Source organism: Flavobacterium longum (assembly GCF_965137575.1).
GTDB classification, from domain to species: domain Bacteria; phylum Bacteroidota; class Bacteroidia; order Flavobacteriales; family Flavobacteriaceae; genus Flavobacterium; species Flavobacterium longum.
This window is the reverse complement of record NZ_CBCRZJ010000009.1, coordinates 122487-137799: the sequence shown is the minus strand read 5'-3', so window position 1 is coordinate 137799 and position 15313 is coordinate 122487. Positions and strand designations below refer to the sequence as shown.

Annotated in this window: 7 protein-coding genes; 5 read left to right on the top strand and 2 right to left on the bottom strand. The window is 48.7% G+C overall.

Annotation, left to right across the window (positions count from 1 at the left end):
• The first annotated feature begins 14 nt into the window (after positions 1 to 14).
• The 4 genes from ACM9J1_RS14160 (at position 15) to ACM9J1_RS14145 (ending at position 11445) form a co-directional block, all read left to right on the top strand.
• Complete coding sequence (locus ACM9J1_RS14160; RefSeq protein WP_415582776.1) at positions 15 to 458, top strand: nucleoside deaminase; 444 nt, start codon at positions 15 to 17, stop codon at positions 456 to 458.
• Between the two features lie 284 nt (positions 459 to 742).
• Positions 743 to 6259, top strand: a complete 5517-nt coding sequence (locus ACM9J1_RS14155; protein ID WP_415582747.1) for an alpha-2-macroglobulin family protein — start codon at positions 743 to 745, stop codon at positions 6257 to 6259.
• A gap of 195 nt (positions 6260 to 6454) precedes the next feature.
• The gene (pbpC, locus tag ACM9J1_RS14150; protein ID WP_415582745.1) at positions 6455 to 8836 is read left to right on the top strand and encodes a penicillin-binding protein 1C; all 2382 of its coding nucleotides are present in this window, start codon (positions 6455 to 6457) and stop codon (positions 8834 to 8836) included.
• A gap of 41 nt (positions 8837 to 8877) precedes the next feature.
• Positions 8878 to 11445, top strand: a complete 2568-nt coding sequence (locus ACM9J1_RS14145; protein ID WP_415582743.1) for a DUF7619 domain-containing protein — start codon at positions 8878 to 8880, stop codon at positions 11443 to 11445.
• 463 nt (positions 11446 to 11908) lie between these two features.
• Here the strand turns inward: ACM9J1_RS14145 and ACM9J1_RS14140 are convergent, their stop codons facing one another.
• Positions 11909 to 13453, bottom strand: a complete 1545-nt coding sequence (locus tag ACM9J1_RS14140) for an Rne/Rng family ribonuclease (protein ID WP_415582742.1) — start codon at positions 13451 to 13453, stop codon at positions 11909 to 11911.
• A 363-nt stretch (positions 13454 to 13816) separates the two neighbouring features.
• Positions 13817 to 14152, bottom strand: a complete 336-nt coding sequence (locus tag ACM9J1_RS14135; RefSeq protein ID WP_415582741.1) for an HU family DNA-binding protein — start codon at positions 14150 to 14152, stop codon at positions 13817 to 13819.
• 91 nt (positions 14153 to 14243) lie between these two features.
• On the opposite strand from ACM9J1_RS14135, the gene mutY reads away from it, so the two are divergent.
• A complete protein-coding gene (mutY, locus tag ACM9J1_RS14130) occupies positions 14244 to 15275 on the top strand; it encodes an A/G-specific adenine glycosylase (protein WP_415582740.1) in 1032 nt (343 codons plus the stop codon).
• Positions 15276 to 15313: the final 38 nt, after the last annotated feature.

Below are 15313 nucleotides of genomic sequence, written 5' to 3'. Positions count from 1 at the left end.
TGTATTTTTACCGCATGGAAAACATTTTCACCGACGAATACTTCATGAAAAAGGCGCTCGCCGAAGCCGAAATGGCTTTTGAGAAAGGTGAAATCCCGATTGGCGCCGTGGTCGTTGTGAATAATCAGGTCATCGCAAGAAGTCATAATCTGACCGAATTGCTCAACGATGTAACGGCGCACGCCGAAATGCAGTCCATTACTGCCGCGGCCAATTATTTGGGCGGGAAATACCTGAAAGATTGTACGTTGTACGTTACCGTTGAGCCTTGCCAAATGTGCGCCGGCGCGTTGTATTGGAGCCAAATCTCGAAAATCGTGTTCGGTGCGGCCGATCCGCAACGCGGCTATTTAAATATGGGAACAAAACTGCACCCAAAAACGCAAATCACGAGTGGCGTCTTGGCCAAAGAATGCGGCGAACTGATGTTGCGTTTTTTTCAGGCCCGAAGGAAATAGCCAATCTTCCGGTGCGGCGCGTTAGGGATGGCAGCGGATATCCTTTTGTAAATACGCGTGGACAGACGCGTTTTTGCAAAAGATAGGAGCGAACAGCCCGGCCATCGGCAACGCCCAAAAACCCAGCAAAATAAGGCTAAATTTTTGGCGGAAAATTCTTCTCAAAGAAATTTAAAAAATACGCTACTTTTAATGCAATATAAAGTGCGGCTTCGCAGTTATGGCGAAAACCGGAAGTGTTAAATTCCGCCGTTCTTTCTCGTAACCCTTAACCCTTGATACAAATGAAAACAAAAGGATTTGTTTGCGCATTATTATTATTTGTCGTGTTCCAATCCTGCAGAAAGCAGTCGGCTGCAGATTTCAATTCAGATTTTTCATTATTCAAGGAGTACATTTCGAGTTTTACCAGCGGTATAGTGTCGACGCGATCGGATATCAGGGTTGTGCTGGCTTTCGACAAGAAAGACTGGAAACCGCAACAGGTCTTGGACAACAGCCTATTTGACATCTCGCCGTCGGTTGACGGGAAAGTCGTTGCGCTGTCTAGCAACACTGTCGCATTTATTCCCGAAAAAACACTAGACCAAGACACCGAATATCAAGTAAAGTTCAAACTCTCCGAAGTCATCAAGACTACGAAAGGACTTGAAGAATTCCGGTTCACCGTCAAAACGATCAAACAGGATTTCATCATCACGACCAACGACCTGCAATCGTACAGCAAGGATTTCCAGTATTTGAATTGCGTCATGAAGACCGCCGACCACATGGATTTCGAGGTCGCGAAAAAACTCATCACCGCCGAACAGAAAGGCCTTCAGCTCCAGGTGAAATTCGACAAAGCGCTGAGCACGGCCACAGAATTTAAGTTCGTAGTGGACAGCATTAGGCGTTACCCGGAAGACACGACGCTTGAAATAAAATATGACGGCGATCTTGCCGACGTAGCCCAGAAAGGCAAGGTGACTTATCCGATTGTGGGCAAGGACAATTTTAAGATCATCGACGTGGAAGTGCCGGAAGGCAACCAATCCGTGCACATTAATTTTTCGGATCCGCTCAAGACCGACCAGGATTTTTCAGGATTGGTGTCTATTGAGTCGGCCAAGGATTTACGGTACGCGACGCAGGGAAATGTGTTGAAAGTGTTTTTCGACGAGCCGTTGCGCGGTAGCCAGTTGTTGGAGGTTTTCCAAGGCATGGAAAGCGAAGACGGTTTCAAAATGAAAAAGTCGTTCGCGACACGCGTGCTGTTCGAGCAGATCAAACCAAGTGTACGCTTCATGAAAAGCGGAACAATTTTGCCGAGTTCCAACAATCTTAAGCTCAATTTTGAAGCGGTCAACCTGAGCCATGTGGATGTCAAGGTCTTCAAGATCTACAAGAACAACATCCTGCAGTTCCTGCAAAACAACGAGTTAAACGGCAATTCGGCGCTACGCCGCGTGGGCCAACCGGTGGCCAAGACCACGTTAAGCCTGAAAGACAGCAAACTTTCCAACTCCGGGAAGTGGAATGCGTACGCACTCGATTTGTCTAAACTCATTACGCCCGAACCCGGAGCGATTTACCGTGTGGAAATGTCCTTCAAACGTGCATATTCCTTGTACGCCTGCACCGAAGCGCCTGCAGAAACCGACGCCGATATTGAACGTGACGAAGAAGAAATTGACGAAAACGACGTAAACTACAGCGGCGGCAACGATTATGATTACGACGATGAATATTACGGTTACTACAATTGGGAGGAACGCGAAGATCCGTGTACGCGCTCGTATTATTACGACACCAAAATCGGCACAAACATACTCGCCACAGATCTGGGCGTGATTGCCAAGCGCGGGGAAAATAAATCGTATTTCGTGGCGGTGAACAACATCGTAACCACGGAACCTGTCGGCGGGGCAAAGGTTGACTTGTACAGCTACCAGCAACAAAGGCTGGCCACCGGGACGACCGACGCCATGGGCACGGCGAGTTTCAAGCTCAATTCGTATGCTTACTTCGCCATCGTGACGCAGGGTACGAATGCCACATATGTCAAGCTCGACGATGGGAATTCGCTATCGCTGAGCAATTTCAACGTGTCGGGCGAAACGCTGCAAAAGGGACTCAAAGGGTTTATTTACGGCGAGCGCGGCGTATGGCGTCCGGGCGACCAATTGTATTTGTCCTTTTTCCTGAATGACGCGAACAACAAACTGCCGAAGTCGCACCCGATCAAATTCCGGTTGACTGATCCGAAGGGAAAAATCACCTATCAAACCGTACAAAAAGCCAACGAATGGAACCATTATTCGTTCATCGTGCCTACAAGCAGCGACGCGCCAACCGGCAGTTGGGAAGCCATGGTCAGCGTGGGCGGCGCGCGGTTCTACAAGAATATCAAAATCGAAACCATCAAGCCGAACCGACTGCGCATCAAGAATACATTCAAGAAAGCGGTGTTATCATCTGCCTACGGCAATGCCGCAAACCTGGAAGTGACTTGGCTGCACGGCGCCGTGGCGAAGAATCTTAAAGTGGACATGCAAGCCAAGTTTTCGCAACAGATAACGGCGTTCAAAGGGTTTGAAAAATATACGTTTGATGATGTCGTGCACAAATTCAGCACGGAGGAAATCAATATTTTCACCGGCAAGATTGACGATGTCGGTCGCGCTTCGGTGCCCATCAACCCGAATCTGGAAGGCGTCGCGCCGGGCATGCTCAAGGCTTCGTTCATCACCAAAGTGTATGAAGAAGGCGGCGATGTTTCGACGGATGTCGTATCCACAACCTATTCGCCATATCGTGCCTATGTCGGTTTGAGAACGCCCGAGCCAAGCAAATACGGGATGTTGGAAACGCGTCGGATGAATCGTTTCGATGTGGTGACCGTCGATGAAAACGGCCGTCCGAAACCAACTAAAAATCTTGATGTGCGCATTTACAAAGTGGATTGGCGCTGGTGGTGGGACGCGTCAAACGATGATGATCTGTCTAATTATAATGCAGACAATGTCACGACAGCATTCAAGAATTTTGAAATCAACACCGATGCGTCTGGCAAAGGCCATTTCCAATTTGCACTCACCGACGATGAATGGGGAAGGTATCTGATACGCGTAACCGATCCGGAAAGTGGCCATTCCACCGCAACAACGGTTTCTATCGATTGGCCGTATTGGTCCGGGAAGACAAGGAACAACGACGCATCCATGGCGACGATGCTCGTATTCTCGACCGATAAGGAAAAATATGCCGTCGGTGAAAAGGCCCGGATTTCATTCCCGTCCAGCGAAGGCGGCCGCGCACTGATTTCCATCGAAAACGGCACCAAAGTCGTCAAGACCTATTGGGCGAAAACCAAAAAGGGCGAGACGGCAGTTGAAATCCCGATTACCGCCGCTATGGCGCCAAACGTTTACTTCAACATCACTTTGCTGCAACCGCATGCGTCAACCAAAAATGATTCGCCGATAAGGATGTATGGCATCGTTCCGGTGGAAGTCATAGACAAGAATACGATACTTGAACCGACCGTCAAAATGCCGGAAGTGCTCAAACCCGAACAGCCATTCACGGTCACTGTAGGCGAGAAGTCGGGTCGCGCGATGACTTACACGATTGCCATTGTCGATGAAGGCTTACTTGATCTTACCCGTTTCAAGACGCCAAATGCGTGGGATAATTTCTATGCACGCGAAGCCTTGGGCGTCAAGACCTGGGATATTTACGACAATGTCATCGGCGCATACGGCGGCAAAGTCAACCAAATCTTCAGCATCGGCGGCGACCAAGATTTGGGTGGCGGAAAAGCCAAAAAAGCCAACCGTTTCAAGCCGGTGGTCATCTATCTCGGGCCCTTTAAACTCGAAAAAGGACAGACAAAGGCGCATCAGGTGAAATTGCCGAAATACGTCGGCTCGGTCCGGACGATGGTGGTAGCCGGCGATGCGTCTTGCAGCGCCTACGGCAGTGCCGAAAAAGCCACGCCTGTACGCAGCCCGCTGATGGTATTGGCTTCTTTGCCACGTAAAATTTCGCCCGCTGAGCGCGTGACATTGCCCGTAACGGTTTTCGCGATGGAAAAGCACGTCAAGAATGTGAATGTTCAGGTTAAAGCCAACGGCCTGAAGATTGTCGGCGGCGCATCGCAAAACGTGACGTTCACACAGCCCGACGAAAAATTGGCCTATTTCAATCTGGAAGTGGGTGCACTGACCGGCATCGGGAAAGTGCAGGTCATCGCGACTTCGGGTAAGGAAAAATCTACTTATGAGGTCGAGATTGACATGACCAACCCGAATCCGGTAACGTACGCCTACAAAGACGTCATTCTGGAAGCCAATTCGGCCAAAACCATTTCCTGGGAAACCTTTGGCGTGGCCGGCACCAACAAAGCACGGCTGGAAGTGTCATCGTTGCCTACCATGGATTCGAACCGAAGGTTGCAATACTTAATCGAATATCCGCACGGTTGCATCGAACAAACTACGTCATCCGTATTCCCGCAATTGTATTTGACCGAGGTGGCCGACGTAGATGCCAACCGCAAGTCGGCTATCCAGCGCAACGTTACGGCGGGCATCAACAGGCTGTCAAAATTCCAGCAGCCCAATGGCGGGTTTTCGTACTGGCCAGGCGAGACCAGTGTTGACGATTGGGGCACATCATACGCCGGACATTTCTTATTGGAAGCCGAGAAGAAAGGGTATGTCCTTCCAATCAGCTTCCGCAGCAAATGGATCGGCTACCAGCAGAAAGAAGCGAAAAATTGGCGGTTTATCCCGGACTACGGAAACGACTTCGCGCAGGCTTACAGATTGTACACTTTGGCTTTGGCCGGGTCGCCGGACTTGGCCTCCATGAACCGCCTTCGGGAAACCGTCGGGATTTCGAACGAAAGTAAATTGAGGCTTGCGGCCGCCTATGCCATCGCAGGCCAAAAACAAGCCGCATTGACGTTGCTCGCCAAGAGTAAAATAGATGATGCCGATGACAATTATCGCTGGTATTATTACGGTTCTGCCGACCGGAACCGCGCCATGGCACTGGAAACGCTCATCTTGCTCGACCAAAAGCAGAAAGCATTTACGATGGCCATGAAAGTGGCAAAAGATATGGCAAGCAGCGAATGGATGAGCACACAAACCACGGCCTACTGCCTGTACGCGATGTCGAAATTCGCTAAAAGCAACGGCGGAGGCGGCATCAGTGTCCAATATATCAAGGACGGAAAATCCGAAACGATTGCCACGACGAAGTCACTGGCAGACCGGAACTTAGTCATCAAGTCTGGCACAAACGGCGTTACGGTGCGCAATACAAAAGGAAACATGGTCTATGTCCGGGTCCTGTATTCCGGCATTTTACCGATTGGCAAGGAACAGCCAATGCAAAGTGACGTTTCGGCCAAAGTGACCTACAAAGACCGGAAAGGCAAGGCCATCGATGTTTCGAAAATCAATCAAGGAACCGAATTCGTAGCAGAGATCACGGTGACCAACCAGCGCAACGAGTATGTGCAGAACATCGCTTTGACGCAAATCCTGCCGTCCGGTTTTGAAATCGTCAATACGCGGTTTACCGACTACGGCGATGCCACGGCCAATACCGCCGATTATATCGACATCCGCGACGACCGAACCAACTTCTATTTCGGCATGAAAGCCGGAGAAACCAAAACGTTCCGTGTGTTGTTGAATGCGTCGTATCTCGGCAGCTATTACTTGCCAGGGTTGCAATGCGAAGCCATGTATGACCACACGTTCATCGCGCGTAACAAAGGGCAATGGATTAAGGTAATAAAGTAAATAAGTAGCGCGGCAGGACGTGTCCCAACGAGATTCGTCCTGCTTTCCGCTGTATCGTTTGCGCTTGCCAGCCGCAAAAGGATGCCGCTGCAATCAGGGCTAATTTGAAACACTCCAGATTCCCACGACTTTGAAAAATCATCTCCGTAGTTTTACCGGCGCAATGGATCCAATTTTCCACCTTACACGACAACGATGACGGATTTGAAGACCAAAATACGCAATTTTCCGGGCCGCATCGCGAAAGCGATCAAGCGCAACCCGATCAAGTCTGCGGTTGCCGCCTTGTTGCTGTTGGGGTATTATTTCTGTTTGCCGCGAGAACTTTTCCACGAGCCTTATGCCACGGTCATTGAAAGCCGTGACGGTGAATTGTTGGCGGCCAAGATTGCAGCCGACGGACAATGGCGTTTTCCGGCGCAAGACAGCGTTCCCTACAAATTCAGGAAATGCATTGTCGCCTTTGAGGACCGGCAGTTTTATCGACATCCCGGATTTAATCCGGCCGCTATGGTGAACGCCGCGCGGCAGAACGCTTCCGCCGGGCGCGTCGTGCGTGGAGGCAGTACGTTGACCCAACAAGTCATCCGGCTCTCTCGAAAAGGAAAGAAGCGTACCTATTTCGAGAAGATCATTGAAGTCATTCTGGCCACGCGGCTGGAATTGCGACATTCCAAGGAAGAAATTCTCGCGCTCTATGCAGCGCACGCACCGTACGGCGGAAATGTCATCGGGTTGGAGATGGCTTCGTGGCGTTATTTTGGCGTCCAATCCCACCAATTGTCTTGGGCCGAAAGCGCTACTCTGGCGGTATTGCCCAATGCACCCAGCCTGATTTATCCCGGAAAGAACCAACAACTCCTGCTTGCAAAAAGGAATCGGTTGCTTGTCCAATTGAAGCGCGATGGCATCATCGATGCGCAGACCTGCAGCCTCGCGTTGGCCGAACCGCTGCCTCAAAAGCCTTTTGATTTGCCCCAGACGGCGCAACACTTATTACAGCGTGTCGCCAAATCACACGCTGGGGCGCGCATCACTACTACCGTTGATGCCTCGTTACAGCACCGCGTCAACCAATTGGCCAAGTATTACCACAGCCAATTCAAGCAAAATGACGTGAACAACTTGGCGGTCATCGTCGTGGACATCCAAAATCGGGACATCATTGCCTATGTGGGCAATGCGCCAACGGACGCGGCGCATCAAAAAGATGTGGACATTATTGGCGCGCCAAGAAGTACGGGCAGCATCCTGAAGCCGTTGTTGTACGCGTCGATGCTAGACGATGGTTATCTGTTGCCGAATACTTTGGTGGCCGACATCCCGACGCAAATCTCTGGGTATGCGCCGCAAAATTTTAACTTGACCTTTGACGGCGCGGTGCCTGCGCATCGGGCATTGGCACGCTCGCTGAATATCCCGGCCGTTCTAATGTTGCAAGATTTCGGTGTAAATAAATTCTATGAAAAGCTACAACAGTTTAATTTACGTGATGTTTCAAGACGGCCAGACAATTACGGCCTGTCCTTAGTTTTAGGCGGCGCCGAAAGCAACTTATGGGATTTGTCTCGCACGTACGCTGGTATGTCGGCGACGGTGAACTATTTCAATGCGCATCAGGGAAAATACCGAACGAGAGAGTTTGCGGAGTTGAATTACATCGCCGGATTTGAAAATAATTTCGGCAAGGAAAGTTACCAGAAAACCATTCTGGGCGCAGGATCGATTTGGCTGGCTTACAATGCGATGGAAGAAGTGAACCGGCCCGAAGGCGACGAAGCGTGGAAATTTTACGACAGTTCGCTCAAGATTGCGTGGAAAACGGGCACCAGTTTCGGCAACCGAGACGCGTGGGCAATTGGCACGAATTCCCGTTACGTCGTGGGCGTTTGGGTCGGGAACGCGACCGGTGAAGGAAGACCGGAGTTGACGGGCGTTGAATCGGCGGCGCCGCTGTTGTTCGACGTATTTAACCTATTGCCGAGAAAGAAATGGTTTGGCGCGCCATTGAATGATTTGGAGGAAGTGGACGTGTGCCGACAAAGCGGCTATCTTGCCCAACCGGATTGTCCCAAGATCAAACAATTTGTGCCGCTTAAGGGAAAAACCACAGCCGTTTGCCCGTATCACAAAACCGTCCATCTGGACGCGAGCGGGCGTTATCGCGTAAACAGTTCGTGCGCCAGCGTGGATGAAATGATCACCAAAAAATGGTTCGTGCTGCCGCCCGTGATGGAATGGTACTACAAAAGCCAGCACATAGAATACTTGCCGTTGCCGCCCATGCGCGACGATTGCACCGGCACGACCGCAGTCATGGATTTTATTTATCCGAAGAACAATGGCAAGATTTACTTGACCCGAAACTTCAATTCAGAAGTGCAACCTGTTATCTTGAAAGTGGCACACTCGCGTCGGGAAACGCCTCTTTTTTGGTATGTGGATGACCAATACCAAGGCATGACGAAAACGTTTCATGAACTCGCCATCAAGCCTAAAACGGGATTGCACTACATCACCGTGACCGATGAGAATGGGAACGAAATCAAAAGAAAAATAGAAATCATCAGCGAGTGATTTTTTGATTACATTTGGTTAAAATGCTAAAAATTAACACGATGAAGAAATTACTACTTTTTTTAACGTGCGTCTCGACCGGTTTTGCGTTTTCGCAAGCTACGGCCACGCAACCCTCAGACTTGTACCAGTGCGGTAACGAAGTCTTTGATCTTACCGTTCAAACGTCGGTCATTCTCGGGACACAATCGCCCTCGGATTTTTCGGTCACTTACTATGTATCGCTATCCGATGCGGAGAACGGATCGAATGCGATTGCCACGCCATCGTTCTACATCGCCCCAGAGTTCGGAACCGTTTATGCGCGTGTAGACAGTGCCCTCGACGCCAGTTTTGCCACGACATCTTTTTTGGTGTATTGGGAGATGCCGTTCGATGTTCCTGATGTTCCTGATGTTACGGCATGCGGAAGTTACACGTTGCTGCCCGTTTTCGGGGTGAATTATACCGCGGATATGGCCGGGACAATTGCCGTACCGAGTACCATTACGGAATCGATGACCGTGTATCGGCATCTGACGGATTTCCCGTGCAGTATTCCAAGCTCATTTCAAGTTACGATTATTCCACCACCAGTAGCCTTGCAGTTTCCTGACTTTGTAGTATGTGAGGCTTGGGTTCCTTTTCCGCTACCGGCCGGGCAGAGCTTTCATTTTGCACCGGGCGGCGCGCCTGAAACCCTTATTCCTCCGGGCATGATGATTACGTCTGTGACGCCGATCTATGTTTTTGCTGAGACCGGTACCACGCCGAATTGTACAGACGAATCGAGTTTTATGGTGATTGTACTCCCTGCACCTGTCGTAGATCAGCTTCCGGATGTTTATGCCTGCGGCTCATACGTGTTGCCTGCGCTAAATAGTGGAAATTACTATACTGGCCCGAACGGCACCGGCACCATGCTGTTTGCCGGAGATGTCATCACGAGTTCCCAGCAAATTTATATCTATTTCGCTACGCCGACCGTGCCTCCTTGTATTGCGGAAGGCTCCTTTTTCGTGACCATCGGGACGCTTCAAGTACCACCGCAGCCTGATTTTGTGGTTTGTGACGACAACGGCGATGGTTTCGCGACATTTGACCTAGAGTCTAAAGTGCCGCAAATTGTAAACGGCCAGCCGTCATGGTCTGCGACTTTTTATGAAACGATGATAGATGCCGAACTTGGAACCAACGCACTCCTGTCTCCGTACGTCAATATCACGCCTGCACAGACCATTTATATCCGGGTGACAGACGAAGTCGCCGGTTGTTACGGCATCACGACAATGAAACTTGTTGCATCGGTTTGCAATTCAATCTCAGGTGTGGTAAGATTCGATGCCGATTTGAATGGCTGCACCGAATCTGATCCGCCGATGGGGAACATTTTGGTGAGCGATACGGTAAATGGAAACGTGCAATATGCCGTTACCGACGCCAATGGGAACTATTCATTTGATGGGTTGGCTGTTGGAAGCCATACTGTTGCCGTGATGACCGAAGGGTACGGCAGTTCCGCGCCGGCTGTGGTCAACGTTACCCTTGTTTCTAATGATATTGCGAATTTATGTGTCGTGCCGAGCGGAACAACCGACGATCTTCAAGTGAACATTGTTCCGTTGACGGTGGCGCGGCCGGGATTCCCATTTGCGTGCAAGGTGATTCTTAAAAACGTTGGAACAACCACACAAAGCGGGACGTTAACGCTCAATTATACCCAACCACAGTATATGGCTTTTTCGAGTTCCGTTCCTGCTGTTTCGGGGCAGTCTGCGGGCATGATTACCCTTGATTACAGCGCATTGGCGCCTTGGGCAACATACGAAGCCGAAGTTGTTTTCCAGATGGCCTTGCCGCCGACTGTGGAGCAGGGCAATTTCCTGCAATTGTATGCTTTCACGCCGCTCGAGCTGCCAGACGCCACGCCGTACAACAATTCATCGACGTTTACCACCATGGTAGTCAATTCTTACGATCCGAATGACAAGACAGTTTTAGAAAGCGGTTTTGCGGCAGATGATACACAAAATGCCCTGCATTATGTGGTACGATTCCAAAATACGGGTACGGCCGATGCGGTGAACGTACACATTACCGACCAACTCGACGCCAATTTGGATTGGACAACGTTCAGGCCGGTGGCTGCGAGCCATGCATTTACGACAACCATGAGTGAAACCGGTTTGGTTGACTTTAGGTTTGACAACATCAACCTGCCGCCAATGTCTGTGAGCGATCCGGACAGCCAAGGGTTTGTGGCCTATGAAGTAAACCTGAAATCTGGGCTGAACAGCAACGACGACATTTACAACACCGCCAATATTTTCTTTGATTTCAATGCGCCAATCGTCACCAATACCGTGATGACCGTTTTGGCCGAATTGGGCATTGGCGAAAATGAGAGAAACTTGTTTGTACTCTATCCGAACCCGGCAACACAACTGGTATACATTGACGCCGCGAGTGAATTTACCGTGGAATTGTATGATGTTCAGGGTAAGAAGATTATGGAGCGAAACGGTGAAAGCCAACTGGCGCTAGACGTGTCTGCGTTACAGCAAGGCTTGTATTTCGTGAAAGTAACCACAGACAATGGTTCGGAAGTGAAGAAGTTATTGAAAAAATAGCACAATTATTTTCTAAAAGAAAGAGGTTTGCCGTTTTGCAAGCCTCTTTTTTTATGGTTGCTGCCGTGCATGGCACCACCGCCAGGCCGCGTTAGGGATGGAAGCGGCAGCCCGCAGCCCGGCGAGGACTACAGCGGACAGCCCGGCGCTCTGCGCAACGTCCAAATAGCATCGGTAAAAATTTTAGAACAGCGCTTTTGAGCATAAAAAAACCGCCAATCATATCTGAAAGGCGGTTTAATTTTAATCTAGAATTTCATTTCCTTCTTTGTCAAAGAAATGATACTCCAGGAACGTGTAAGCATCACGTGGTATGATTTTCACCCATTTCTTGTGCTGGAAAAACCATTTCCCGCATTTGAGCTTGAGAGGAGGAAGCCCAGTGGGCTTCAGGTATTTTCGATTTATCGAAAACAGAAGGCATAAAAAAAACCGCCAATCATAATTGAGAGGCGGTTTAATTTTAATCCAGAATTTCATTTCCTTCTTTGTCGAAGAAATGATACTCCAGGAACGTGTAAGCATCACGTGGTATGATTTTCACCCATTTCTTGTGCTGGAAAAACCATTTCCCGCGCAAGGATGGAAAACCTTTACTGAGGTAAGCAGCCACAAACGGATGCGTATTGAGCGTCACGTTTTTGTGGGTTTTAAGCATTCTTTCGAGGTCTGACTCGATTTTTTCGATGATCAAGATCGGTGCGGCGATTTCCCCGTTTCCGTTATCTGGGTTTTCTTCGCTGGTCTTGATGTTGACTTCCGGACGAACGCGTTGCCGTGTAATCTGGATAAGCCCAAATTTACTAGGCGGCAGGATTTTGTGCTTGGCCTTGTCGTCGGACATTTCATCGCGCAAGTGGTCAAAGAGTTTCTTGCGGTTGTCTGGGTTTGACATGTCGATGAAGTCGATGACGATGATGCCGCCCATATCGCGAAGCCTTAACTGGCGGGCGATTTCGGCTGCGGCAATCATGTTGACCTCGAGCGCGGTGTCTTCCTGGTTGGACGCTTTGTTGGAGCGGTTGCCGGAGTTGACGTCGATGACGTGCAACGCTTCGGTGTGCTCGATGATGAGGTACGCGCCGCGTGCCATGGAAACGGTTTTGCCGAATGAAGTCTTGATTTGTCTCTCGATGTGGAATTTTTCGAAGATGGGAATGTCCTTGTGTTGGTAGAACTTGACGATGTTCTGCTTGGAAGGTGCAATTTCTTCGATGTAGTCCTTGGTTTGGTGATACAACTCTTCATCATCGACGAATATCCCGGTGAAGGTATCGTTGAACACGTCTCGAAGGATGGAAGATGCCCTGTTGAGCTCTCCTAACACCTTTGACGGATGATGGGCGGTTGGTAATTTTTTACACATTGCAGTCCATCTGCTGAGCAGGTTCTGCAAGTCTTTGTCGAGTTCTGCGACTTTTTTGCCTTCGGCGACGGTACGAACAATGATACCGAAGCCTTTCGGCCTGATGGATTGGACCAGTCGTTTCAAACGGTCTTTTTCTTCCTTGGATTCAATCTTTTGCGAGATGGAAATCCGGTCGGAAAAAGGCACGAGCACGATGTAACGTCCGGCGAGCGACAATTCCGAGGAAATGCGCGGGCCTTTGGTGGAAATCGGCTCTTTGACGACTTGGACCAGGACTGACTGGTTGGTGGCAAGCACATCGGCTATTGCACCATTCTTGTCAATCTCCTTTTCAAACTGAAAATTTTTGAGTGAGAAATCTTTTAATTTACCTGTGCTTACAAGTTTTAAGAATTTCAGTTGGGAAGAAAGGTTCGGCCCGAGGTCGTGGTAATGCAGGAATGCATCTTTCTCAAAACCGACGTTGACAAACGCAGCGTTGAGCCCGGCAACCGGCTTGCGGATTTTCGCGATGAAAATGTCGCCAACCTGAAAGTTGCTTTTTTCTTCTTCCTTGTGTAATTCTATGAGTTTTCCATCTTTTAATAAGGCAAAATCTACGGCTTCAGAACTTGATCTGATGATTAATTCTTTATTCACACTGTAAATTTTTATCCAGGATTAGTTGCTAGTGGTTAGTGGTTAGTTGCTAGACAATTTCTCTAGCCCCTAGCTACTACAATACTAGCCGCTGCTGCAAGGATGGATTAAACAATAATTTAAACAGGTATTAATTACCCGGTAGGTTCAGTCATTAGTTTCGGTCAACAGCCTTTCGACTTTCGACTTTAAACTTTTGACTTACCTGATTTCAATGAACGTTTAAAAAAAGAAAAAGTAGCATCACACTACTTTTTCTTCTTGTGACGGTTAGCTCTCGCCCGCTTCTTGCGCTTGTGCGTCGCTACCTTATGTCTTTTTCTTTTCTTACCACTTGGCATACTTAGAGTTTTAAGGTGTTAATTATTTTGCTTCGGTGTTGGTTTTTACGCCTTCTACGAAAACTTTCGCAGGTTTAAATGCCGGAATGTTGTGAGCAGGGATTTTAATCGTGGTGTTTTTAGAGATGTTTCTTCCCGTTTTTTCAGCCCTTGTCTTAATGATGAAGCTGCCGAAACCTCTGAGGTAAACATTATCGCCGGTCTCGAGTGACGTTTTCACTTCGTCCATGAAAGATTCTACAGTTGCCTGAACGTCTCCTTTTTCAAGACCCAATTTCTCAGCGATTTTCGCTACGATGTCTGCTTTCGTCATTTTCTTTTCGATTTTTAGTTTATGTGTAAATTTTTGAGTGTGCAAATATATGGATTTAAAAAAGAAATAATCAATCTAATCAATTAAAATTTAACAACATAAACTTTTACTTTTGGCAACTTCCGATTTTCAAAACATGCCTTTTGCTAAACTTCTAATAACGTGGTATTTAAACAACAAGCGTGATTTGCCGTGGCGCGACACGACCGATCCCTATTTGATCTGGTTGTCGGAAATCATGCTCCAGCAAACGCGCGTTGCACAAGGGTTGCCCTATTTTTTAACATTTTCGGAACATTTCCCGACGGTGTCAGATCTGGCCCGCGCCGATGAACAGCAGGTGCTACGGCTTTGGCAAGGATTAGGCTATTATTCACGGGCGCGCAATCTTCATCAGACGGCCAAGTACATTGCTTTTGAACTGGCTGGAAAATTCCCGGAAAACTACCATGATTTGTTGAAACTCAAAGGCGTAGGCGACTATACCGCTGCGGCCATTGCGTCGTTTGCTTATGGCGAGGCTGTTCCGGTTGTGGATGGAAACGTGTTTCGCGTGTTGTCGCGCTATTTCGGTATCGAGTCCGACATTGCGCAACAAGCCACAAAAAAGGAGTTTACGGCCTTGGCTGCCGAACTCATGCCGCCCGATTCGGCGGCGCTCTTCAACCAAGCCATCATGGAATTCGGCGCGTTGCAATGCACTCCGAAAAATCCAGATTGCGATACGTGTCCATTGAACGATGGTTGTCTGGCCGTTAAATACAATAAGGTTTCACAATTGCCCGTTAAGTCCAAAAAAAGTCAATCTAAATCGAGGTATTTCAGTTACTTGGTGTATGAGGACGAATCGGGTCATACAATGATTCAAAAACGTACAGCCAAGGACATATGGCATAACTTGTACGAATTTCCGCTCGTTGAATCGGTCTCGGCGCAAGCAGACCTTTCGAAAGTTATTGAAAGCGCAATGGAAAAGCAAGATATTATTTCCGTAAAAACACTTGACTCGAAAGCGACAACGCACAAACTGACACACCAATCGTTGCACATCAGATTCGTTTCGGTCAAAGTCCGTGGCCGATTGGCTGACGGCGTGGCAGTAGCCGATTTGGAAGCCTATCCGTTCCCAATTGTGCTGGCCAACTTTATAAAAAACCATTGGAAATAATCTTCAAATGTTTTGTACATTTGGTAGCTATCAACCAC

What these genes read in the sequence shown, in the direction of transcription:
- ACM9J1_RS14145 (WP_415582743.1), top strand. Translation starts at nt 8,878, where the DNA reads ATGAAGAAATTACTACTTTTTTTAACGTGCGTCTCGACCGGTTTTGCG.
- ACM9J1_RS14160 (WP_415582776.1), top strand. Translation starts at nt 15, where the DNA reads ATGGAAAACATTTTCACCGACGAATACTTCATGAAAAAGGCGCTCGCC.
- ACM9J1_RS14155 (WP_415582747.1), top strand. Translation starts at nt 743, where the DNA reads ATGAAAACAAAAGGATTTGTTTGCGCATTATTATTATTTGTCGTGTTC.
- pbpC (WP_415582745.1), top strand. Translation starts at nt 6,455, where the DNA reads ATGACGGATTTGAAGACCAAAATACGCAATTTTCCGGGCCGCATCGCG.
- mutY (WP_415582740.1), top strand. Translation starts at nt 14,244, where the DNA reads ATGCCTTTTGCTAAACTTCTAATAACGTGGTATTTAAACAACAAGCGT.